The sequence below is a fragment of the Streptomyces sp. NPDC001852 genome, from assembly GCF_042891825.1.
Lineage (GTDB): Bacteria > Actinomycetota > Actinomycetes > Streptomycetales > Streptomycetaceae > Streptomyces.
The window spans coordinates 232,186-253,721 of the sequence record NZ_JBIATN010000014.1 but is presented as its reverse complement, the minus strand read 5'-3'; the positions used below and the strand labels follow the sequence as shown (position 1 = coordinate 253,721).

At 71.5% G+C, this 21,536-nt stretch carries 18 protein-coding genes and 2 tRNA genes; 10 read left to right on the top strand and 10 right to left on the bottom strand.

Features of this window, described 5'->3' with window-relative positions; genetic code table 11:
• Nucleotides 1-216 precede the first annotated feature (216 nt).
• Complete coding sequence (locus ACFYZB_RS25225; protein WP_388762593.1) at nt 217-1,881, top strand: protein kinase; 1,665 nt, start codon at nt 217-219, stop codon at nt 1,879-1,881.
• Nucleotides 1,882-1,941: 60 nt separating this feature from the next.
• Here the strand turns inward: ACFYZB_RS25225 and ACFYZB_RS25220 are convergent, their stop codons facing one another.
• Nucleotides 1,942-2,958, bottom strand: coding sequence for a phosphotransferase (locus tag ACFYZB_RS25220; protein WP_388762590.1), 1,017 nt, complete (start codon nt 2,956-2,958; stop codon nt 1,942-1,944).
• A gap of 253 nt (nt 2,959-3,211) precedes the next feature.
• Between ACFYZB_RS25220 and ACFYZB_RS25215 the strand changes: the two genes are divergently transcribed.
• The 4 genes from ACFYZB_RS25215 (at nt 3,212) to ACFYZB_RS25200 (ending at nt 8,339) form a co-directional block, all read left to right on the top strand.
• A complete protein-coding gene (locus ACFYZB_RS25215; RefSeq protein WP_388762587.1) occupies nt 3,212-4,360 on the top strand; it encodes a hypothetical protein in 1,149 nt (382 codons plus the stop codon).
• 389 nt (nt 4,361-4,749) lie between these two features.
• Complete coding sequence (pdhA, locus tag ACFYZB_RS25210; RefSeq protein ID WP_388762584.1) at nt 4,750-5,958, top strand: pyruvate dehydrogenase (acetyl-transferring) E1 component subunit alpha; 1,209 nt, start codon at nt 4,750-4,752, stop codon at nt 5,956-5,958.
• A 1-nt stretch (nt 5,959) separates the two neighbouring features.
• Nucleotides 5,960-6,937, top strand: coding sequence for an alpha-ketoacid dehydrogenase subunit beta (locus tag ACFYZB_RS25205; protein ID WP_351213165.1), 978 nt, complete (start codon nt 5,960-5,962; stop codon nt 6,935-6,937).
• Nucleotides 6,938-6,947: 10 nt separating this feature from the next.
• On the top strand, nt 6,948-8,339 hold the full coding sequence (locus ACFYZB_RS25200; RefSeq protein ID WP_388762580.1) for a dihydrolipoamide acetyltransferase family protein: 1,392 nt from the start codon (nt 6,948-6,950) through the stop codon (nt 8,337-8,339).
• 83 nt (nt 8,340-8,422) lie between these two features.
• Here ACFYZB_RS25200 and ACFYZB_RS25195 read toward each other — a convergent pair whose 3' ends face one another.
• The 5 genes from ACFYZB_RS25195 to ACFYZB_RS25175 form a co-directional block, all read right to left on the bottom strand.
• Nucleotides 8,423-9,421: a Bro-N domain-containing protein gene (locus ACFYZB_RS25195; protein WP_388762577.1), complete on the bottom strand. Its 999-nt coding sequence runs from the start codon at nt 9,419-9,421 to the stop codon at nt 8,423-8,425.
• 111 nt (nt 9,422-9,532) lie between these two features.
• Nucleotides 9,533-11,884: a hypothetical protein gene (locus tag ACFYZB_RS25190; RefSeq protein WP_388762574.1), complete on the bottom strand. Its 2,352-nt coding sequence runs from the start codon at nt 11,882-11,884 to the stop codon at nt 9,533-9,535.
• 2 nt (nt 11,885-11,886) lie between these two features.
• A tRNA-His gene (locus tag ACFYZB_RS25185) sits at nt 11,887-11,958 on the bottom strand.
• Between the two features lie 7 nt (nt 11,959-11,965).
• Nucleotides 11,966-12,040: transfer RNA gene (locus ACFYZB_RS25180), tRNA-Arg, on the bottom strand.
• A 273-nt stretch (nt 12,041-12,313) separates the two neighbouring features.
• Complete coding sequence (locus ACFYZB_RS25175; protein WP_388762572.1) at nt 12,314-13,225, bottom strand: D-alanyl-D-alanine carboxypeptidase family protein; 912 nt, start codon at nt 13,223-13,225, stop codon at nt 12,314-12,316.
• Nucleotides 13,226-13,413: 188 nt separating this feature from the next.
• Here ACFYZB_RS25175 and ACFYZB_RS25170 point away from each other — a divergent pair, with 188 nt between their 5' ends.
• A complete protein-coding gene (locus ACFYZB_RS25170) occupies nt 13,414-14,088 on the top strand; it encodes a GntR family transcriptional regulator (RefSeq protein ID WP_351213155.1) in 675 nt (224 codons plus the stop codon).
• Nucleotides 14,085-15,392, top strand: a complete 1,308-nt coding sequence (locus ACFYZB_RS25165; protein ID WP_388762567.1) for a nitrate/nitrite transporter — start codon at nt 14,085-14,087, stop codon at nt 15,390-15,392. Before ACFYZB_RS25170 ends, ACFYZB_RS25165 begins: the two co-directional genes overlap by 4 nt.
• A gap of 132 nt (nt 15,393-15,524) precedes the next feature.
• Here the strand turns inward: ACFYZB_RS25165 and ACFYZB_RS25160 are convergent, their stop codons facing one another.
• Complete coding sequence (locus ACFYZB_RS25160; protein WP_388762565.1) at nt 15,525-16,349, bottom strand: maleylpyruvate isomerase family mycothiol-dependent enzyme; 825 nt, start codon at nt 16,347-16,349, stop codon at nt 15,525-15,527.
• A 182-nt stretch (nt 16,350-16,531) separates the two neighbouring features.
• Here ACFYZB_RS25160 and ACFYZB_RS25155 point away from each other — a divergent pair, with 182 nt between their 5' ends.
• A complete protein-coding gene (locus ACFYZB_RS25155) occupies nt 16,532-17,332 on the top strand; it encodes a carbon-nitrogen family hydrolase (protein WP_388762562.1) in 801 nt (266 codons plus the stop codon).
• Between the two features lie 7 nt (nt 17,333-17,339).
• Here ACFYZB_RS25155 and ACFYZB_RS25150 read toward each other — a convergent pair whose 3' ends face one another.
• The gene (locus tag ACFYZB_RS25150; protein ID WP_351213147.1) at nt 17,340-17,834 is read right to left on the bottom strand and encodes an LURP-one-related family protein; all 495 of its coding nucleotides are present in this window, start codon (nt 17,832-17,834) and stop codon (nt 17,340-17,342) included.
• Nucleotides 17,835-17,865: 31 nt separating this feature from the next.
• Nucleotides 17,866-18,906 carry a GlxA family transcriptional regulator gene (locus ACFYZB_RS25145; protein ID WP_388762558.1) on the bottom strand — a complete coding sequence of 347 codons (1,041 nt, stop codon included), beginning with the start codon at nt 18,904-18,906 and terminating at the stop codon, nt 17,866-17,868.
• A 51-nt stretch (nt 18,907-18,957) separates the two neighbouring features.
• Between ACFYZB_RS25145 and ACFYZB_RS25140 the strand changes: the two genes are divergently transcribed.
• Both ACFYZB_RS25140 and ACFYZB_RS25135 read left to right on the top strand, forming a co-directional pair.
• Nucleotides 18,958-19,350: a cupin domain-containing protein gene (locus tag ACFYZB_RS25140; RefSeq protein WP_388762555.1), complete on the top strand. Its 393-nt coding sequence runs from the start codon at nt 18,958-18,960 to the stop codon at nt 19,348-19,350.
• 100 nt (nt 19,351-19,450) lie between these two features.
• Complete coding sequence (locus tag ACFYZB_RS25135) at nt 19,451-21,292, top strand: thioredoxin-like domain-containing protein (protein ID WP_388762553.1); 1,842 nt, start codon at nt 19,451-19,453, stop codon at nt 21,290-21,292.
• Here the strand turns inward: ACFYZB_RS25135 and ACFYZB_RS25130 are convergent.
• Entirely contained in the window at nt 21,280-21,531 is a 252-nt protein-coding gene (locus tag ACFYZB_RS25130; RefSeq protein WP_388762550.1) for a DUF6458 family protein, read from the bottom strand. The genes ACFYZB_RS25135 and ACFYZB_RS25130 overlap by 13 nt on opposite strands.
• Nucleotides 21,532-21,536: the final 5 nt, after the last annotated feature.

Genomic DNA, 21,536 nt, shown 5'->3' with positions numbered 1-21,536 from the left:
GTACGCGCAAGAAGCGTCGCGCAAGCGTTACAGGGGGCGTACGACCGGTCCACAGAATTTGCACGACAGCGCGTGCTACAGGTTTCATGGCCGGTCAGGCTTCGGCCGGTACGGGTTCCGGTTCCGGACCGGTGGCTCATGCCGAGGCTGTAGCGTGGCCGACGGAGACCGTGACAACACCGCGCGCACCGCGGGCAGAAACGACGGCGAGGACTGATGGACCAGACGCAGCGCGCCCAGGGCCCGTCCGACCCCGAGGCGAGTGGCGGCGGTATGTCGGACGCGCCGGAGATGTGGGGCAACGGCGGGCTCGTCGGCGACGGCCGGTACCGGCTGACGCACCGGCTGGGCCGGGGCGGCATGGCCGAGGTGTTCGCGGCCGAGGACGTCCGGCTGGGCCGTACCGTCGCGGTGAAGCTGCTCCGCGCGGACCTGGCGGAGGACCCGGTCTCCAAGGCCCGCTTCACGCGCGAGGCGCAGTCCGTCGCCGGTCTGAACCACCACGCGATCGTCGCCGTGTACGACTCCGGCGAGGACTTCGTCGGCGGCCAGTCCGTGCCGTACATCGTGATGGAGCTGGTCGAGGGCCGCACCATCCGCGACCTGCTGCTGAACGCCGAGGCGCCGGGCCCCGAGCAGGCCCTGATCATCGTCTCCGGGGTGCTGGACGCGCTCGCCTACTCGCACCAGCACGGCATCGTGCACCGCGACATCAAGCCCGCCAACGTGATCATCACGAACAGCGGCGCCGTCAAGGTGATGGACTTCGGCATCGCGCGCGCCCTGCACGGCGCGTCGACAACGATGACACAGACCGGCATGGTCATGGGCACGCCGCAGTACCTGTCCCCGGAACAGGCGCTCGGCAAGGCCGTGGACCACCGCTCCGACCTGTACGCGACCGGCTGCCTGCTCTACGAACTGCTCGCCCTGCGGCCGCCGTTCACCGGCGAGACCCCGCTGTCGGTGGTCTACCAGCACGTCCAGGACATCCCGACCCCGCCCTCGGAGGTCGCCGACGGATGCCCGCCGGAGCTGGACGGCCTGGTCATGCGTTCGCTCGCCAAGGAGCCGGACGACCGGTTCCAGACGGCCGAGGAGATGCGCGGCCTGGTCCAGTACGGCCTGCAGATGCTCTACGAGCAGGGCGGGCACACCGGCACGTGGAACACCGGCCCGGTGGCGCCGCACGACGGCCGGCACACCCCGCCGGGCGGCTTCACGGGGACGACCGCGATGCAGCACCCGGGCGACTTCGGCGCCGGGACCGCGCAGATCCCCCAGCCGATCCTGCCGCAGCGCTACGGAGGCGACGACGGCGGTTTCGAGGGCCACGGCAACAGGGGCAGCGGCCGTGGCAAGCTGTGGATCCTCGCCGTCCTCGCGGTCATCGCCATCGCGGCGGGCGTCGCGTTCGCGCTGAAGCACAACACCGGTGGCAGCGGTACGGGGACCCACACCACACCGCCGACGGCGCACTCCCAGAGCACCAAGGACGACTCGAATTCACCGACCCCGTCGGACAGCACCACGGACCAGCCCTCGGACACGACAACCGACAACGGCTCGGGATCGACCTCGGGCGGGTCCGACTACACCCCGTCGGACCCGCAGACCTCGCAGTCGCAGAGCACGAGCCCGACGGACCAGCCGTCGGACCCGTCGACCTCGCCGTCGCAGTCCTCGGGCAGCACGACCGGTGGCACGACGACCGGTGGCACGACGAACGGCGGTACGAACACCGGGGGCACGAACACCGGGGGTACGAACACCGGGGGCACGAACACCGGCGGCACGAACGCGGGCACCGCGGCGAACGGCGGCACGAACGCGGGCACCACGGCGGACGGCGGCCTCGACCCCGGCGGCACCACCGGCTGACGGACCCCGGCATCGGCCTTCACGCCGTCCCTCGAGCACGTACGGGCAGCGCGGGCGCTGTCACTCCGTGAACGCGGCGCACACCGCGTCGTACTCACGGGTCCACCACACCACGAGCGCGGACGCGGCCGGGAACTGGCAGTCCGCGCGCGTGTCACCGCGTTCGTAGTGCCAGCGCAGCATCCAGAAGTCGTTCAGCCGCTCCCACCACACCCGGCGCACGGCCGCCGCCAGCTCGGAGGGCGTGGCGTCGGCCGCGCGCCGGTACGCGCGCGCGTACGCGCGTACCTTCGGCAGGTCCAGGGCGCCGACGGGGCGTACGAAGAAGATCGCCGCGGCGCGTACGGCCTCCTCGGCGCGGGGCTGCACGCCGAGCCGGTCCCAGTCGACGATGGCCGCCGGGGCGTCGTCCTTGTAGAGCACGTTGAACGGGTGGAAGTCGCCGTGCACCCAGCCCACCGAGCCGCCGCGCGGCGGGCGCCGGTCCGCGTGCTGCTCCAGGAGCGCCCGGCGTTCCAGCAGCCGGTGCCGGGCCAGCTCGTCGAAGGCGTCGGCGGGCCGGTGCCGGCGCACATGGGCGAGCAGGTCGTCGATGAGCGCGAAGGTGTCGGCGGGGTCGGCGCTCTCCACGGGGTGAGGGCTCGTGGCCGGGCGCGTGCGCCCCTTGGGTGGCATTACGCGCTCCAGGCAGGCGTGCACGGCGCCCAGCAGCGCCCCGAGGCGCGCGCTCTCCCCGGGCGTGAGCTGTCCGCCGTGCCGGTGCCTGCCGTCGATCCAGGGGTGCAGGGCGTAGGCGTGGCCGCCGACGACGGCGACCGTACGGCCCTCGCGGTGCGCGAGCGGTACGGCGACGGGGACGCCGAGGTCGGCCAGGCGCTGGGTGGCGCGGTGCCGGCGTTCGATGGCGGCCGGGTCGGCGGTGTCGGGGTCGAAGTGGTGCTTGAGGAAGTAGCGGCCGCGGGTGGTGCACAGCCGGTAACCGCGGTTCAGCAGGCCCTGGTCGACGGGCTCGCAGGTGAGGGCGGTACCGGCGGCGTACAGGCGCAGCAAGGCGCCCAGAGGGGGCGCTTGGGGCACAGGGGGTGGTACACATGAGCGCGGCACGCCGCAGATGTTAGGGCACGCAAAGCGGCTGTGAGCTGGGCGGTGTCACAGGCAGTCGTCGTCGGTCGCTTTCGGTCACGCGACGGTCCGGGACGCACGTTCCCCTCGATCCGGCAGACCTTCGACGCCATATCAACTCGGGTCCCGACGTTGGCTGTTGGCGGTGTTCCTGCCAGGATGATCGCGTTCCGATCATGAAGCCGTCCTCGGGGGAGCGAGAGCCGCCATGAGCGCGAGCGACGCCTATGACCGGCCGCCGTACCGCGTCCCTGCCGCGTCCGCGGGGCTGAGCGGTGCCGGTGCGTGGGCCCTGGACGTGCTGCTGCCCTGGCGGCTGGCCCGGCGGATCTACGGGCCCTTCCGGATGTTCCGGTTCAGCGCGGGCGACGCCCTCGGCCTCGCCGGTCCGGGCGCGGGCGGCCTCGGGCCGTACGGGCGGCCGGTGGTGTCCGCGCTGGCCGAGCAGGCTGCCGACCCGCTCATCGAACGGCTCCTGCTGCCCCGGACCCTTCTCTGCCTCGGCGTACTCGCCTTCGTCGTCGGTCTGTTCACCGGCAACGGCCTGCTCGAACCCGTCGAGCAGGGTTTCACCGACGCGCTGCTGATGCTCGGCACGGGCCCGGTGGCGCTGCTCCTGGCCTGCGCACTGCTCGTCGCCCTGGCCCGTCCCGGCACGCGCGCGTGCGTACTGCGACTGTGTCTCCGCCCGCTGCTGACCGCGCTGGTCACGGCCGCTTTCTGCGCTCTCTTCCTGTACTGGATGAGCCGCCGCTACGACTATCTGCCGAACGGTGTGACCGGGGTGCTCCTGGGGGTGTTCGTCGGGCCCTGGCTCCTGGTCTTCTTCGGCTCCGTGCTCTTCCTGATCCACCGCAACAGCTTCGGTACCGGCGGCCATCCCCTGGTCCGGCCGCTGGCCGGTGTTCCGCTGGTGTGGCTCACGGCGATCGCGCACTTCGTCCTGGTCGACGCGGTCCAGGCGTACCCGGGCTCCCGGCCGCTGCCCGCCTACTGGGTGGCCCTGTACGCCGGTCCGGTGGGCGTGACGATCACGGCCGGGATCGAGGTCTGGCTGCTGCGCCGGCGCCACGGGGTCGGCTTCCGCGGCCCGCTGCCCGACTGGCGTCCCCCGCCGCCCCGGGTCGCCCGGGTGCCCGACGGCCTGGTCGCGCGCCTGGGCGCCGACGTGGCCGCGGGTGCCGCCTTCCACTGGCCGCAGTGGATCGACCGCAACGGCGTGGTGTGGGCACAGACTCCGGCCGTCCACGCGCGCGAGCCGGTCATGTGGCCGTACGTGCACGCCTTCACCGAGCAGCTCAGGCCCACGCCGCGCTCCGAGGCGGAACGGGTCGCCGGACCGCTGCGCCCGCGCTGAGAAGGACCTGTCGCGAAATCTTCGGGAACTCGTGATCTCCTTAGGCGGAATTTACGGCCGCGCGCACGAGGCCGGTCTTGCAAACAAACTCTTCCCGTCACCTGGGTCAGCGGGATAACGTGCGGGTGCTCCGGCCTTCCGCAAGGCTGTGACCAGCACGCTTGACCACCTCCTCGATTTACTTGGAAATCCAAGCAAAAACGCAGGTCAGGTGGGGTTTCACAGAAATGTGGAGCACTGGGTAACGTGATGGTTGCAGGGCGCTCGCCGGGGCACCTGTCACGCCTGTTCCCGGCCGAGTGGCACCCACCCCGTGCCCGGTGGTCGAAACAGGTGAGCCGCACTGGCCTACCGGCAACCCCGGGGGCCGGAACGACGGAGGAGCACACGTGACCGTGGACAGCAGTGCCGCGCGCCAGCCGCGACGCAGCGCCGCAGGCAAGGCCGGCACCACCGGCACCAAGACCGGCACCCGCAGCACCGCCGGGCGCGCCACGCGCGCGAAGAAGAACACCGAACCGGAGCTCGTACAGCTGCTGACGCCCGAGGGCAAGCGGGTCAAGAACGCCGAGTACGACGCCTACGTCGCCGGCATCACCCCCGAAGACCTGCGCGGCCTGTACCGCGACATGGTGCTCACCCGCCGCTTCGACGCCGAGGCCACCGCCCTGCAGCGCCAGGGCGAGCTGGGCCTGTGGGCCTCCCTGCTCGGCCAGGAGGCCGCCCAGATCGGCTCCGGCCGCGCGCTGCGCGACGACGACTACGTCTTCCCGACCTACCGGGAGCACGGCGTCGCCTGGTGCCGCGACGTCGACCCGACCAACCTGCTCGGCATGTTCCGCGGCGTGAACAACGGCGGCTGGGACCCCAACAGCAACAACTTCCACCTGTACACGATCGTCATCGGCTCCCAGACGCTGCACGCCACCGGCTACGCCATGGGCGTGTCCAAGGACGGCGCCGACAGCGCGGTCATCGCCTATTTCGGTGACGGCGCGAGCAGCCAGGGCGACGTCGCCGAATCGTTCACCTTCTCCGCGGTCTACAACGCCCCCGTCGTGTTCTTCTGCCAGAACAACCAGTGGGCGATCTCCGAGCCCACCGAGAAGCAGACCCGCGTTCCGCTCTACCAGCGCGCGCAGGGCTTCGGCTTCCCGGGCGTACGCGTGGACGGCAACGACGTGCTGGCCTGCCTCGCGGTCACCAAGTGGGCCCTGGAGCGCGCCCGCAACGGCGAGGGCCCGACCCTGGTCGAGGCCTACACCTACCGCATGGGCGCCCACACCACCTCCGACGACCCCACCCGCTACCGCGGCGACGACGAGCGCCTCGCCTGGGAGGCCAAGGACCCGATCCTGCGCCTTCGCCGGTACCTGGAGGCCTCAAACCACGCGGACGAGGGATTCTTCGCGGAACTCGAGACCGAGTCCGAAGCGTTGGGCAAACGAGTGCGCGAAGCGGTCCGTGCCATGCCCGACCCGGACCACTTCGCCATCTTCGAGAACGTGTACGCGGACGGGCACGCGCTCGTCGACGAGGAACGAGCGCAGTTCGCCGCCTACCAGGCGTCGTTCGCGGACGCTGAAGGGGGTCGCTGAGATGGCCGAGAAGATGGCGATGGCGAAGGCCATCAACGAGTCGCTGCGCCGCGCCCTGGAGGAGGACCCCAAGGTCCTGGTCATGGGCGAGGACGTCGGCAAGCTCGGCGGCGTGTTCCGGGTGACGGACGGCCTTCAGAAGGACTTCGGCGAGAGCCGCGTCATCGACACCCCGCTGGCGGAGTCCGGCATCGTCGGCACCGCGATCGGTCTCGCCCTGCGCGGCTACCGCCCGGTGGTGGAGATCCAGTTCGACGGCTTCGTCTTCCCGGCCTACGACCAGATCGTCACCCAGCTCGCGAAGATGCACGCGCGCTCGCTGGGCAAGGTCAAGATGCCGGTCGTCGTCCGCATCCCCTACGGCGGCGGCATCGGCGCGGTCGAGCACCACTCGGAGTCCCCCGAGGCCCTGTTCGCGCACGTGGCGGGCCTGAAGATCGTCAGCCCCTCCAACGCCTCCGACGCGTACTGGATGATGCAGCAGGCCATCCAGAGCGACGACCCGGTGATCTACTTCGAGCCGAAGCGGCGCTACTGGGACAAGGCCGAGGTGGACGTCGAGGCGATCCCCGCCCCGCTGCACAGGGCCCAGGTCGTCCGCGAGGGCACCGACCTCACCCTGGCGGCCTACGGCCCGATGGTGAAGCTGTGCCAGGAGGTCGCGGCGGCCGCGGCCGAGGAGGGCAAGAACCTGGAGGTCCTGGACCTCCGGTCGGTCTCCCCGCTGGACTTCGACGCCATCCAGGCCTCGGTGGAGAAGACCCGCCGTCTGGTCGTGGTCCACGAGGCACCGGTGTTCTTCGGCTCCGGCGCGGAGATCGCCGCGAGGATCACCGAGCGCTGCTTCTACCACCTCGAAGCCCCCGTGCTCCGGGTCGGCGGCTACCACGCCCCCTACCCGCCGGCCCGCCTGGAGGAGGAGTACCTGCCGGACCTGGACCGCGTGCTCGACGCCGTCGACCGCTCGCTGGCGTACTGAGGAGAGGGTCGTGACGACGATGACGCAAGCGTCCGTACGCGAGTTCAAGATGCCGGACGTCGGCGAGGGACTCACCGAGGCCGAGATCCTCAAGTGGTACGTCCAGCCGGGTGACACGGTCACCGACGGCCAGGTGGTGTGCGAGGTCGAGACCGCCAAGGCGGCCGTCGAACTGCCCATCCCCTACGACGGCGTGGTCCGCGAACTCCACTTCCCCGAGGGCACCACGGTCGACGTGGGCACGTCCATCATCGCGGTGGAGGTGGCCGGCGCGGCACCCGCCGAGGCCCCGGCCGAGCAGCCCGAGGCGGCACCCGAGGAGCCGGAGCCCGAGGCCAAGCCGCAGGCCCGCCAGCCGGTCCTGGTCGGCTACGGCGTGTCGACGTCCTCCACCAAGCGCCGCCCCCGCAAGGGCCCCGAGGTCACCGTCCCGGCGCCGGCCCAGGCGATCCAGACCGAGCTGAACGGCCATGGTCACGGCACGGTCGCCGAGAAGCCCCGCCCGCTGGCCAAGCCGCCGGTGCGCAAGCTGGCCAAGGACCTCGGCGTCGACCTGGCCACGATCACCCCGTCCGGCCCGGACGGCGTCATCACCCGCGACGACGTCCACGCGGCGGCCACGCCGAAGCCGGCCGAGCCGGCCCCGGCCGCGGTCGCTGCGGCTCCGGTGACGCCGGCCCCGGTCGCGTCCTACGACGGCACGCGCGAGACCCGTATCCCGGTCAAGGGCGTCCGCAAGGCCACGGCGGCGGCGATGGTCGGCTCGGCGTTCACGGCGCCGCATGTCACCGAGTTCGTGACGGTCGACGTGACCCGCACGATGAAGCTGGTCGAGGAGCTGAAGCAGGACAAGGAGATGCAGGGCCTGCGGGTCAACCCGCTGCTCCTCATCGCCAAGGCCCTGCTGGTCGCCATCAGGCGCAACCCGGAGATCAACGCCTCCTGGGACGAGGCCAACCAGGAGATCGTGCAGAAGCACTACGTCAACCTGGGCATCGCCGCGGCCACTCCGCGCGGTCTGATTGTGCCGAACATCAAGGACGCGCACGACAAGACGCTCCCGCAGCTGGCCGCTGCGCTCGGCGAGCTGGTGTCGACGGCGAGGGAGGGCAAGACCACCCCCGCGGCCATGCAGGGCGGCACGGTGACGATCACCAATGTCGGCGTCTTCGGCGTCGACACGGGCACGCCGATCCTCAACCCCGGCGAGTCGGCGATCCTGGCGGTCGGCGCGATCAAGCTACAGCCGTGGGTCCACAAGGGCAAGGTCAAGCCGCGTCAGGTGACGACCCTGGCGCTGAGCTTCGACCACCGCCTGGTCGACGGGGAGCTGGGCTCGAAGGTACTGGCGGACGTGGCGGCGATTCTGGAGCAGCCGAAGAGGCTGATCACCTGGGCGTGACGGTCCGGGACCGGTAGCGTTGGAAAGCCTGAGGGGTCGGCCGCAACTTCTTCTTGCGGCCGCCCCCTCTGTTTCGGGTTCGTTCAGGACCGGTTCAGCACGTACACCGGCGCCCCGTCCTCGGCTCCGCCTCGGGAGCGGATGCAGGCGTGCTTGTGCAGCAGCCGCAGACATTCGTCGACGCGGTGCACCGAGAGGCCCGTACGCGCCGCGATGGATGCCGGCGGCTCGCGCAGCTCGCCCTGTTCGACGAGGACAGGGGCGATGACCACAGCCACGGTCCACACGTCCTCTGTCACGGAGAGGCGTTGCCGCCAGTCGGCCAGTACGGTTTCCGTGGTGGGCAGGGCCCTGAGCCCTTCGACAGGCCTCCGGCGGTCCAGCACGAGGGCGTCGAGCCGGTCCGCGATCCGTTCCATCGCCCGGACCATGGCCTGCTGCACGGCGAGGGTGGCCTTCTGCGTGGCCAGCATCTCCCGCTGCAGGGTCAGTGATTCCCGTTGCACGCCCAGCGTTTCCTGCTGCAGCTCGATCGATGTGCGCTGCCCCTTCGCCAACTCCTCGTCCAGCTGGAGGTTGTGAGCCTCCAGGCGGACGATGGCCTCGGCCACCTGCTCGGGCATGGCGTAGGCGATCGGGGCGCCCGGTCCGGCGGGCTGAACCTCGGCTTCCTCCAGGGTGTAGGAACCGTCTCGCTGAACTGTCTCGATCACCTCGGCGACCCATTGTTTGAAGGGGGCGCAGGTGGGTTTTGTGCATGCGTTGACGAGGAGGATGAGACCTTGGAGGGAAATGACATTCAAGTCTCGGCGCCATTCCCTACCTGCGGGAACGCTGAGACCGTAACCTCCAGTTAGGGTCTCGAGCGACTCTCGATGGCCGGCCGGCACATGGTCGGAGAGTGCCTTTTGCGGGTTCGTGTGCCCGAGTTCCTTGCACACATCCACCGCCGGAAACCAATGGCTCCCGTCCGGCATGGTCAGCCGGCGCACGCGGGCGCCTGTGGCCGCGTACACGAAGTCGCTGATGTCGATCGCCTCGTGCCGTGCGGGCGAGTCGGGTCGCTTGCTGGGTTCGCTCATGTGAACCACCTCCGCTGCGGAACGTAGAGCGGAGGAATTCGAATATGCCAGCTGCAAAGGTGATGTTCACGATTGAGGGTGAAGTTTGCTGAAAAGACCAGACAGGGGAACTCAACGTCGTAGCACGGCAGTTCCTCTTGCAGACGGGCCGGGGTCCGCACGGAACCAGTGGCCCCCGGTGCTCCAGCCCAGCAGACGACGGCCCGCGCCGGCGTCCGCCGGGGCGCCGTCCATGACCTGGCGGAGCCCGGTGAGGGCCGGAGCGAGACGGCCGGCGATGTGCCAGGGGCGACGGGCGGTTTCCTCGGTCATGAGGTCCAGGACGCGCCGCTGTTCCTGCGGCGCGCACAGCGACAGGTGGAACACCATCTGGCGCCAGGCGTAGGCGACGTCCTTGATGGTGCCGAGCGGCCGCGGGTTGCGGTGCACGCGCCCGGTCAGCAGGCACACGGTGTCGAAGCAGCGCAACGCCGCCTCGTCCCAGCCGGCGCCGGGCTGGATGCCGACCCCGTGGACAAGGGTGGCCAGGTTGTGGGTGGTGAGGATCTGCGCCTGCTCGATCACCGTGCCGTTCCCGGCGACCCAGGAGCCGGACGTGCCCGCGTCTGTGCCCGGCGCGAATTCGGCGGCCCGCTGCCGGCACAGCGCGGCGAACCCGGGCGATGTACGCACACCGTGGGACCGGAGTGCCGCGTCCCCCGCCTCGACGACGGCGAGGTTGCGCACCGCCCGGTAGTCGATGGCGTAGTACCGCTCGTAGAGCGAGCCGCCGCCGAGGAGTTCGGCCGCGACACGGGCGGCCGTCAGGAACTTCGGGGTGAACGTGCCCATGAAGATGTCCGCCGCGAGTTCCTCGACGAAGGGCGCCCCCAGCTCGGCCTGCCGGGCCAGTACGGACAGTTCGCGGATCAGCGGGTTGGGCAGGATCGTGCCGGGGAAGGCGCGTACCGCGAGCCCGCCCAGCTCCCGCAGCACGCCGGCCGCCACCTCCTCCGCCCCCGCGTCGACGCGGTGGGCGGCGACGGCACGCACCCACGGCAGCTCCTCCACCCGCACCTGCCGCTGGAGGTTGAACAGCAGCAGGGAGCGGCGGTTGCGGAACGCGCGGTAGTTCGCGGCGGCCAGTGAGCGCAGGGCCGGCTCGGGGTGGGCCGCGGCGGTGGCGGCGGCGACGAGCTGGGGGACCAGCTCGGCCAGGACCTCCGCCGAAGGGACGACGCCGCGCTCCACGAGCGTGCCGACGGATGCGCTGAGTGCCGCCTCGACGGGCCGGCGTACTGCGGGCGGGATCGCCGCGCCCGCGGGCACCCCGCTCTCGTCGGCCTCCTTTGCGCTCACCGGCGCGACGACCGGCGCGGTCTCGGTCACCCCGCCGTCCTGCGGCAGGGCGGAGAGCCGCGCCAGCACCACGCCGGCCAGCGCGTGGTGCGAGGGCAGCGCGGCCTGGGCAGCCTGATCCCGGCGCAGCGCGGTGTGCGTCGCGGAGCCGGGCCGGCCTCGCCGCCGGACCATGGAGGCGACGGCGTGCCGCAGCAGTCCGAGCCGCCGCGGTTCCAGGTCCCGTCCGGCAACCGCCTCCTCCAGCGCGCCGCGCAGGATGCCCAGGTTCTCCTTGGGCCTGAGGTGCTTGGTGCAGTGGGTGTGGCGCCGGGCCAGGTCGCGGTAACGGCGCAGCAGTTCGGCGGAGCGGACGTGCCAGGCGCGGTCGTCGGCGGGGCCGGGGACACGGACGTGTCCCTCCTCGTCCGTCACCTCCAGCCAGTGCAGCAGCAGTTCGTCGCCGAAGGGCTGCCAGACGGCCAGGGCCTCGCGCTGGGTCTCGACGGCCGTGCTGGGACGTCGGCGCGCGAGCGCCGCGGAGGCGTCGCCGACGGTGGAGCGGTGTACGGCGTCGGGCCGGGGCGCGGGCCGCTCGGCCGGCCGCGGGCTGAACCGCAGCCGGTCGGCGAACGGCGCCAGCTCCTCGACCAGATCCAGGGCGGCGTCCGGCTCCCCGGCCCGGACCAGCCAGGCCACGGTGAGCAGGGCGGCCTCCTCGGGGACGGTCACCTCGTAACGACCGCTGTCGAGCAGGTCGTGGAGACGGGCGAGCCCGTCCTCGGACAGGAAGTGACCGAACAGCGCCCGACGCTCCTCGGGCACACCGGCCCGGCGCGCGGTCGCGACCTCGAAGTCGAGCAAGGCGCCGCCCGCGCTCGGCTCGCCGGTGGCGAAGCCGCCCCGGAGGACCTCCGGCGTGACCCACGCGGGCAGCCCGGCGACGGGCGTGCGGGAACCGATCTTCAGCAGTCCGTCCGCCATCCCGTCCAGGACGGCACGCCACCTGCGGCCGCGTTCCTCGCCGCGTCGGCGGGTCTCCGGGTCCGGGTGTGCGGCGGCCGTACGGAACGCGGCGGCCAGCTGACCGGCCGCGTACCCGGGGTTCGCCTGTGCGAGGTGCTGCTGCTCAGCGTCGTCGTTCATAGCCGACGTGGCGGGTCCCGCCCCCGCGCCCTCCGGGACCACAGCCCGGTGCTCTGCTGCTGAGCTACACGTCGTCGTTCCTGGCCGACGTGGCAGGTTCCGCCCCTGCGCCCTCCGGGTTAGGAGCCCGGTGCTCTGCTGCTGAGCTACACGCCGATGGGGCGACGGTAGACGGCGGGAAACCGTACGCACAAACGACTTTTGCGCCTCGACCGGTCGGCGGCGGGCGGCGTTCGACCACCATGCCCTGTGCCGGTGAGCGCGCCGACGTCGCCCCTGCCACCCGGGACCGTCGTATCGCGGGCCGGCGGGCTGATCCGGCAGGTGCCGCGGCTGGTGCGGTCCGGAGCGCCGCCGCGACCTGGGCCCGGACAGCACACGGGCCCGCCGCTTGCGGGCGGCGGGCCCGTTCCGCTGTCCGGTGGTGCGTCAGCCGAGCTTGGCGAAGCCGTAGTCCAGGAGCTTCTTCGCGTCCGACTCACGCTGCGGGATGGAGGTGGAGGCGAGGACGGTGCCGATGACCGTCTTGCCGTTGCGGGTGGCGGCGAAGACCAGGCAGTAGCCGGCCTCCGGGCCGGAGCCCGTCTTCACACCGATGGTGCCGCTGTAGCTGCTGAGGAGCCCGTTGGTGTTGGTCCAGGGGGCCATCGTGCGGGTGCTGCCCGTCTTGGTGATCGTCTTCGCGGTGTACGACTTCGTCTTGACGATCGCGCGGAACGTGGAGTTCTGCATCGCGCTGCTGGCGATTTTCGTCAGGTCGCGCGGCGTCGAGTAGTTGTTGCCGTTGCCGATGCCGTCGAAGGAGTCGAAGTGGGTGTTCTTCAGACCCAGGTTCTTGGCGGCGGTGTTCATCTTGCCGATGAAGCTGCTGACGCGGGCGGCGCGGGTGGAGCCGGAGCCGTAGGTGTCGGCGAGCGCGTAGGCGGCGTCACAGCCGGACGGCAGCATCAGGCCGTACAGCAGCTGGCGGACGGTGACCTTGTCGCCGACGATCAGGTGCGCCTGGGAGGCGTTGTTCTGGACGACGTAGTCGCTGTACGCCTTCTGGATCGTCACCTGCTTGTCGAGGTTGAGGTTCGACTGCGCGAGCACGACCTTGGCGGTCATGATCTTGGTGGTGGAGCCGGTGGAGCGCTGGGTGTCCGCCGCCTTGGTGTAGAGCGTCGTACCGCTCGCGTTGTTCATCACGTAGCCGCCCTTGGCCACGATCGAGGGCGTCGTGACCGCCTGAGCGGGCGCCGCGGTGAGGGCACCGGTGGCGAGCAGCGCGCCGGAGGTGACGGCGACGGCGGCGGCTCTGCGGATGCGCGGGCTGCGCGTGCCTTTAATGCCGGTAATCAAAGTGATGTACCCCGATTGTCGTAAATGCCCCTGGATGCGGCCGAATTGTGCTGGCAAGAGCAGAGGGCCGCACGTGTGAGACACGTAAGTAGCACAGAAGGTTGTGCGGCCGCCGGGTGGGAGTTGCGTCACGTCCGGATGCTGGACGGCGCTGCCCCATGCGTACGTGTTGTATCTATCCTGTGGGCATGAAGACGGCCGTACAGCAGCCCGCCCGCCGAGACCCCAAGCCGCCGCCCGCCGCCGACCGCGTGTACGCCCACGTCAAGCAGGGCGTTCTCGACCGTCGCTACGAGGGCGGCACCCTGCTCACCGAGGGTGAGCTGGCCGAGGCCGTGGGTGTCTCCCGCACGCCCGTGCGCGAGGCGCTGCTGCGGCTGGAGGTCGAGGGCCTGATCCGGCTCTACCCGAAGAAGGGCGCGCTGGTCCTGCCGGTCTCGGCGCAGGAGATCGCGGACGTGGTGGAGACCCGCCAGCTGGTCGAGGAGCACGCCGCCCGCAAGGCCGTACCCGCCCCGCCCGGTCTGCTCGAGCGGCTGAGCGAGCTGCTGGAGCTGCAGAAGGAGCAGGCCGCCGCCGGTGACCTGGCCGCGGCCGCGGTCACCGACCGCTGCTTCCACGCCGAGATCGTGCGCAGTGGCGGCAACGAGATCCTGTCCCGGCTCTACGACCAGTTGCGCGACCGGCAGCTGCGGATGGGCGTCGCCGTCATGCACTCCCACCCCGACCGGATCGCCAAGACGCTCGCCGAGCACGAGGAGATCCTCCAGGCACTGCGCGCCGGGGACGCGGAGGCGGCCGTCGGACTCGTGCACCGCCATGTGACCTGGTTCGAGCACCTCGCGCGGGGTGAGGTCCGATGAGCGCTCCGGCGCGGAACGTCACCCTTCCGGGTGACCCTCCGGGCGGCCGACGCGCCGTCGCCGTGTGGTCCATAGGCGTCGCCGTCTACTTCGTCGCCGTCATCTTCCGTACGTCACTGGGTGTGGCGGGGCTGGACGCGGCCGACCGCTTCCATGTGAACGCGTCCGCCCTGTCGACGTTCTCCATCCTCCAGCTGCTGGTCTACGCCGGCATGCAGATACCCGTCGGCCTGCTGGTCGACCGGCTCGGCACCAAGAAGGTGCTGAGCATCGGCGCCGTGCTGTTCACGGCCGGGCAGCTGGGCTTCGCCTTCTCCCCCTCGTACGGCACCGCGCTCGCCTCCCGCGCCCTGCTGGGCTGCGGGGACGCGATGACCTTCATCAGTGTGCTGCGGCTCGGCACCCGCTGGTTCCCGGCCCGCCGCGGGCCGCTGGTCGCGCAGCTCGCGGGGCTGGTCGGCATGGCGGGCAACCTGGTCTCCACGCTGGTGCTCGCCCGGCTGCTGCACGGCGTCGGCTGGACGCCGGCGTTCGCCGGCAGCGCGCTCGCGGGTGTCGTCGTCCTCGTGCTGACACTGCTGTTCCTGAAGGACCACCCCGAGGGGCACGAGCCCGGTCCCGCGCCGCACCAGGGCGCGGCCTACGTCCGCCGGCAGATCGCGGCGGCCTGGCGGGAGCCGGGCACGCGCCTCGGGCTGTGGGTGCACTTCACCACCCAGTTCCCGGCGATGGTGTTCCTGCTGCTGTGGGGCCTGCCGTTCCTGGTGCAGGCGCAGGGGCTGAGCCGGGCGACGGCCGGTGAGCTGCTCACCCTGGTCGTGCTGTCCAACATGGTGATCGGGCTGGTCTACGGCCAGATCGTCGCCCGGCACCACGCGGCGCGGCTGCCGCTGGCGCTGGGCACGGTCGGGGCGACGGCGCTGCTGTGGGCTTCGACGCTGCTGTATCCCGGTGCGCATGCACCGATGTGGCTGCTGGTGGTGTTGTGCGCGGTGCTGGGGGCGTGTGGGCCGGCCTCGATGCTCGGGTTCGACTTCGCGCGGCCGGCCAACCCGCCCGAGCGGCAGGGGACGGCGTCGGGCATCACCAACATGGGCGGGTTCGTCGCCTCGATGACGACGTTGTTCGCGGTGGGGGTGCTGCTGGATGCCACCGGGGACGACTACGCCGTGGCGTTCAGCGCGGTGTTCGTCCTGCAGGCGCTGGGTGTCAGCCAGATCCTGCGGCTTCGGGGGCGGGCCGCCCGGCGTGAGCGTGAGCGGTCGGTGGCGAGCCGGGTGGAGACGGTGCACGTGCCTGCGTGACGGTGCCCTGTGCCGGTGCGGGCCTCACTGGGGGCTGCCCGCCCCCAGACCCCCGCTCGGCCCTCAACGGGCCTCGTGCTCAAGCTCCCCCAGAGGGGGCACCCCCAGACGGGCCGACAACCCTCACCGGGACTACGGCGTCACCGCGAAGTGGCGCAGGATGGCCGCCGTCACGTCCGGGTCGCCCTCGGTCTTCAGGCGGTCCGTCACCGCCTCCGGCGTCACCCGGCCGCAGGCGAGGCGGACGTAGGTCTCCCAGTCGAGGGTGAGGGTGGCGGCGGGGCCGAGGGCCGGGGCGGTTTCCAGGGTGCCGCGGCCCTGGATGTCGACGCGGATGGTGCGCAGGAACTCCACCGGGCCGTGCACGTCGAAGACGATGGCCGAACTGCGCGGCGCGTCCGCGTCCTTCGCGACGACCTTGGGCAGTGCCTCCAGGAGGACGTCCCGGACCACGTACGCCCCCGGCGAGTCCAGGTTGCCGGGGCGGCCGAGGGCCGTACGCAGGTCCTGCTCGTGCACCCACACGTCGAAGGCACGGGTGCGGTAGGCCTGTTCCACCGTGATCTCGGTGCCCAGCGGGCCGCGGACCGTGGTGCCGGGGTCACGGGACTCGTTGCGCAGCTGGCGGTTGCGGCGGATGACCGTGTACTCCAGCTCGGCCGTCATCTCCGGCGCCGTGTGGTGGCGGCGGACGTCGACCTGCATCTCCATGTACCGCTGGTGCTCGGTCGTGACGTGGAAGAGGTCACGGGGCAGGGAGTGGATCGGGCGCGGGTCGCCGAGCATCTCGCAGTCCATGCCGATGACATGCGACACGATGTCCCGGACCGACCAGCCGGGGCACGGGGTCCGCCGGTTCCACTCGCCCTCCGCGAGCGACTGGACCATCTCGGATATCGCTTCGATGGAGTGCGTCCAGGCGTCGGCGTAGGGCTGGAGGGTGGGATGCAGACTCACGGAACGGGACCCCTCGGCGGTCGGTACACGGGCAGGTTGTGGCGGCGTTGCCAGCGGGCGTCGGCGGCACTTCGGCGGGTGTCTGGGAGGCTAAGTTACGCTGCCTGCAGGCACCCCGGCAGTGCTTTCGTGTGACGATCGTAGGCCTGTCTGGACGACTCGATTGCCAGGACGGTGGTAGTGTGCGCGCCTCGCTGATCCAGATCGCCGTGAACGAGGACGAATCGGTCGACACCCGGCGGCAGCGGGTGGCCGCGCTGGTCCGGGAGCAGGCCGGGGCCGATCTCGTGGTCCTGCCCGAGCTGTGGACCACCGGGGCCTTCGCCTACGAGGAGTTCGGCCGCGAGGCCGAGCCGCTCGAAGGGCCGACGTACGAGGTCATGGCCAAGGCGGCGAGTGACACGGGCGTGTGGCTCCACGCGGGTTCCATCCCCGAGCGGGACCCCGACGGCCCCCTCTACAACACCTCTCTCATCTTCTCCCCCTCCGGCGAGCTGACCGCCGCCTACCGCAAGATCCATCGCTTCGGCTTCGACAAGGGCGAGGCCGTGCTGATGGGCGCCGGGCGTGACCTGGTGACGGTCCGGCTGCCCGGGACCACGCTCGGCGTGGCCACCTGCTACGACCTCCGTTTCCCCGAACTCTTCCGCGGACTCGTCGACGCCGGCGCCGAGGTGCTGGTGCTCCCGGCGGGCTGGCCCGAGCGGCGACGCGCGCACTGGACGCTGCTGGCCCGGGCGCGGGCGGTGGAGAACCAGGCGTTCGTGCTTGCCTGTGGAACGGCCGGGACCCACGCGGGAGTTCCGCAGGCGGGTCACTCGATCGTGGTGGATCCGTGGGGCGAGGTGCTCGCCGAGGCCGGCCCGGACGAGGAGGTCCTCACCGTCGACTTCGACCTGGCGAGGGTGGCGACCACCCGCGAGCAGTTCCCGGCGCTGAAGGACCGCGTCATGGGCCTGGAGCCGCCCCGGCACCAGCGCTGACCCGCGGTCAGTCCTCTTCCCGCTCCTTCTGCGCCAGGTGGATCACACACACCGCCACCGCGATCAGCAGCGCCGGGTCCGCGTCCTCGCGCACGATGTCGACACCGTAGGTGTCCCGGAGGGACAGGAAGCGGCGGGAGATCACGGCCAGCAGTTCGCCGTCGTACTCGATGGCGAACTCGTGGTCGAGGATCCTGCCGCTGACGTCCAGCACGGTGCCGTCGACCAGGGACACCCGGTAGTGGTGGCGCAGCAGGGACAGCCGCTTGCGCCTGATCGTGGCCAGGCCCTCGCCGTCCCGCTCGATCACCATGGTGTCGCGCAGCGCGAACATCTTCTGGTGGATGTCGATCAGCACGCGCCCGTGGGCGTCCTTCAGCTGGAAGGTGTCCCGCAGGCGCAGGGCCTTGCCGTCGACGAGGAAGACCTTGCGGCCGTGCTCGTCCTCGATCCAGTAGTCGTCGCCGATGCCGAGCAGCCGGTCGTGTACGAGGAGTCTCATGGGGGTACCGTTCCCCGCCGCGCGCGGATCGTCACGGCCCGGTCGGCCGAAGCGCCCGCGGGTGGTGCTCATCGGGAACCGCCGGACCGAACCTCCTCCGGTACGCCGACGGGCTCAGCCCCGTCTCCCGGCGCAGCCGGGCCCGCAGGTTGGCGGCCGTACCGAGGCCGCAGCGCGCCGCGACGACCTCCAGGCGCTCCTCGCCCCGCTCGATCAGCCGGCAGGCCAGCGCCACCCGTTCCCCGGTGAGCCACGCCAGCGGGGTCGTACCCAGCTGGGCGCGGAAGCGGCGGTGGAGGGTGGCGGGGCTGACGGCCGCGCGGGCGGCGAGGTCCGCCACGGTCAGCGGCTCACCCAGCCGCTCCTGCGCCCAGGCCAGCAGCGGACCGAGCGACTCGTCGGGCACGTCGGGCACCGGGCGCTCCACGAACTGCCGTTGGCCGCCGTCGCGGTGGGAGGCGAAGACCAGCCGCCGGGAGACGGCGTTGGCGAACTCGGCGCCGTGGTCGCGGCGCCAGAGGTGCAGCCCGAGGTCGAGCGCGGCCGCGCTGCCGGCGGCGGTGAGGATGTCGCCCTCGTCCACGAAGAGGACGTCCGGTTCGAGCAGCACCGTGGGATGCAGGTCCCGGAAGGTGTCCGCCCACATCCAGTGGGTGGTGGCCCGGCGCCCGTCGAGCAGTCCGGCCTCGGCGAGGGCGAAACTGCCGGTGCAGAAGCTGACGATGCGCGCCCCGCGCGCGTGCGTGCGCCGGATGGCGTCCAGGACGTCGGCGCCGCGCGGCACGACGTTGTCGGGGCGGCCCGGTACGACGAGGGTGTCGGCCTCTGCCACCGCCTCCAGGCCGGGTACGCCGGTCAGGGTGAAGAAGCCGTGGTTCATCCGGATCCGCGGGGTGGGCGTGCACAGCGTCACCGTGTACAGCGGGCCCCGGTCGCCCAGTTCGGGCCTGGGCAGTCCGAACAGTTCGGTCGCGACGCCGACCTCGAAGGGGTTGGTGCCCGCGTCCACGATCACGACGACCCGGTGCGGTGGCACGGTCCGGCGGGGTGACTGAGAGGATCCTTGCGGCATATGCGATTCCTAGCACTCGTGCGCCGGGCGGGCCGGCCCGAGGATGACGGCATGAGCAGCGAACCGATCTCCCTGGACAAGGCGCTCGCCTCCTTCACCGAGTGCTGGAGCCCGCGCATCGTCACCACCGTCAACGACTACGACGTCCGGATCGCCAGGTTCGAGGGCGAGCACGTCTGGCACGTGCACGAGGACACCGACGAGTTCTTCCTGGTCCTCGAGGGCGAGGTGCACCTCGGCCTGCGCGAGCCGGACGGCGAGCGCACGGTCGTCCTGGCCCGTGGCTCGGTGTTCACCGTCCCGCGCGGCACGTATCACAAGCCGTCCGCTCCCGGGCGCGCCGAAGTCCTCCTCTTCGAGCCCACCGGCACCCTCTCGGTCGGCGACCGGCACGAGGAGGTCCCCGACCACGTCGACGTGACCACGGGCCACGCGCTGTCCTGACCGGACCGAGAGCGAGTTCTCCACAGGCGTCCGAACGGCTCCGGCCGGTTGTCCACAGGCGCCCGAACGGCTGTCGGAGTCGGGTGGCACTCTTGGACCCATGACCGACTCCGCACCCCGACGCGCCCGCGTCCGCGCCCCCGAGCTGATCGGCAAGGGCGGCTGGCTGAACACGGGCGAGAAGCAGTACACCCTCGCCGACCTGCGCGGACGCATCGTCGTCCTGGATTTCTGGACTTTCTGCTGCATCAACTGTCTGCATGTCCTGGACGAACTGCGCGCGTTGGAGGAGAAGCACCGGGACACGGTGGTGGTCATCGGCGTGCACTCCCCGAAGTTCGTGCACGAGGCCGGGCATCAGGCCGTCGTGGACGCCGTGGAGCGATATGGGGTCGAGCATCCGGTGCTGGACGATCCCGAGCTCGCGACCTGGAAGCAGTACGCGGTGCGGGCGTGGCCGACCCTCGTCGTGATCGACCCGGAGGGCTATGTCGTCGCCCAGCACGCGGGCGAGGGGCACGCGCACGCGATCGAGCGGCTGGTCGAGGAGCTGGAGGCCGAGCACGCGGCGAAGGGCACCCTGCGGCGCGGCGACGGTCCGTACGTGCCGCCGGAGCCCGAGCCGACGACCCTGCGCTTCCCGGGGAAGGCGCTGCTGCTGCCGTCGGGGAACCTCCTGGTCAGCGACACCACCCGGCACCAGCTGGTGGAGCTCGCCGAGGACGCCGAGACCGTCGTACGGCGCATCGGCTCCGGCACGCGCGGATTCTCCGACGGCGGCCCCGAGCGGGCCTGCTTCAACGAGCCCCAGGGTCTGGCCCTGCTGGAGGACGGCTCGGTGGTCGTCGCCGACACCGTCAACCACGCCCTGCGCCGCCTGGATCCGGTCTCCGGCGAGGTGACCACCCTGGCCGGCACCGGGAAGCAGTGGTGGCAGGGTTCGGCGACCTCCGGTGCGGCTCGCGAGGTGGATCTGTCCTCCCCCTGGGACGTGGCGGTCTTCGGCGGCAGGGTGTGGATCGCCATGGCGGGCGTCCACCAGCTGTGGACGTACGACCCCGCGGCGGGCACGGTCGCCGTGGCGGCGGGCACCACCAACGAGGGCCTGGTCGACGGCCCCGGCGCGGAGGCATGGTTCGCCCAGCCCTCCGGTCTCGCCGCGACCGCCGAGCGGCTGTGGCTCGCCGACTCCGAGACGAGCGCCCTGCGCTGGGTGGACCTGGACGGGCACGTCCACACCGCCGTCGGCACCGGCCTGTTCGACTTCGGCCACCGGGACGGCGCAGCCGGCCAGGCACTGTTCCAGCACCCGCTGGGGGTCACCGCCCTGCCGGACGGCTCGGTCGCGGTCGCCGACACCTACAACCACGCCCTGCGCCGCTACGACCCGGCGACCGGCGAGGTCACCACGCTGGCCACCGATCTGCGCGAGCCCAGCGACGCCGTGCTCGTCGGCGAGGACATCGTGGTCGTGGAGTCGGCCCGGCACCGGCTGACCCGGCTGCGGCTGCCCGAGGAGGCGGTGCGGGTGGAGTCCGTGGCCCACCGCACCCGGCGCGCGGCCACGGAGGTCGCTCCCGGCCGCCTGCGTCTGGACGTGATCTTCCAGGCCCCCGCGGGCCAGAAGCTGGACACCAGATACGGCCCCTCGACCCGGCTGCTGGTTTCCTCCACCCCGCCCGAGCTGCTGCTCAAGGGCGAGGGAGCGGACACGGACCTGAGCCGCGAGCTGGAACTGAACCCGGCCGTCACCCAGGGCGTCCTGCACGTCTCTGCGATGGCGGCGAGCTGTGACGACGACCCCGAGAACGCATACCCCGCCTGTCACGTCCATCAGCAGGACTGGGGCGTCCCGGTCCGCCTCACCGAGGGTGCGACGGACCGCCTGCCGCTCGTCCTCGCGGGGATGGACGAGCAGGAGGGCGGTTCTCAGACGCCGTAGCCGTCCGTGTAGCCGTCGACGTGGTGGTGGTGGCGTGGTTCCTCCTCCACCACCGGCGTCGGCGGCATCACGACCCGGCGGCGGCGTGCGATGCCGCTGAACGTCGCGGTGCCGATCAGTCCGACGGCCATGAGGATCACACCGACGACCGTGAGGTCGACCCCCTTCATGTGCCAGTCGGTGGCGAACGTGAGGATGGCGCCCACGGCGATGAGGATGATGCATCCGCCGAGTCCCATGAGGC

What these genes read in the sequence shown, in the direction of transcription:
- ACFYZB_RS25225 (WP_388762593.1), top strand. Translation starts at nt 217, where the DNA reads ATGGACCAGACGCAGCGCGCCCAGGGCCCGTCCGACCCCGAGGCGAGT.
- ACFYZB_RS25215 (WP_388762587.1), top strand. Translation starts at nt 3,212, where the DNA reads ATGAGCGCGAGCGACGCCTATGACCGGCCGCCGTACCGCGTCCCTGCC.
- ACFYZB_RS25205 (WP_351213165.1), top strand. Translation starts at nt 5,960, where the DNA reads ATGGCCGAGAAGATGGCGATGGCGAAGGCCATCAACGAGTCGCTGCGC.
- ACFYZB_RS25195 (WP_388762577.1), bottom strand. Translation starts at nt 9,421, where the DNA reads ATGAGCGAACCCAGCAAGCGACCCGACTCGCCCGCACGGCACGAGGCG.
- ACFYZB_RS25190 (WP_388762574.1), bottom strand. Translation starts at nt 11,884, where the DNA reads ATGAACGACGACGCTGAGCAGCAGCACCTCGCACAGGCGAACCCCGGG.
- ACFYZB_RS25170 (WP_351213155.1), top strand. Translation starts at nt 13,414, where the DNA reads ATGAAGACGGCCGTACAGCAGCCCGCCCGCCGAGACCCCAAGCCGCCG.
- ACFYZB_RS25165 (WP_388762567.1), top strand. Translation starts at nt 14,085, where the DNA reads ATGAGCGCTCCGGCGCGGAACGTCACCCTTCCGGGTGACCCTCCGGGC.
- ACFYZB_RS25150 (WP_351213147.1), bottom strand. Translation starts at nt 17,834, where the DNA reads ATGAGACTCCTCGTACACGACCGGCTGCTCGGCATCGGCGACGACTAC.
- ACFYZB_RS25145 (WP_388762558.1), bottom strand. Translation starts at nt 18,906, where the DNA reads ATGCCGCAAGGATCCTCTCAGTCACCCCGCCGGACCGTGCCACCGCAC.
- ACFYZB_RS25140 (WP_388762555.1), top strand. Translation starts at nt 18,958, where the DNA reads ATGAGCAGCGAACCGATCTCCCTGGACAAGGCGCTCGCCTCCTTCACC.
- ACFYZB_RS25135 (WP_388762553.1), top strand. Translation starts at nt 19,451, where the DNA reads ATGACCGACTCCGCACCCCGACGCGCCCGCGTCCGCGCCCCCGAGCTG.
- ACFYZB_RS25130 (WP_388762550.1), bottom strand. Translation starts at nt 21,531, where the DNA reads ATGGGACTCGGCGGATGCATCATCCTCATCGCCGTGGGCGCCATCCTC.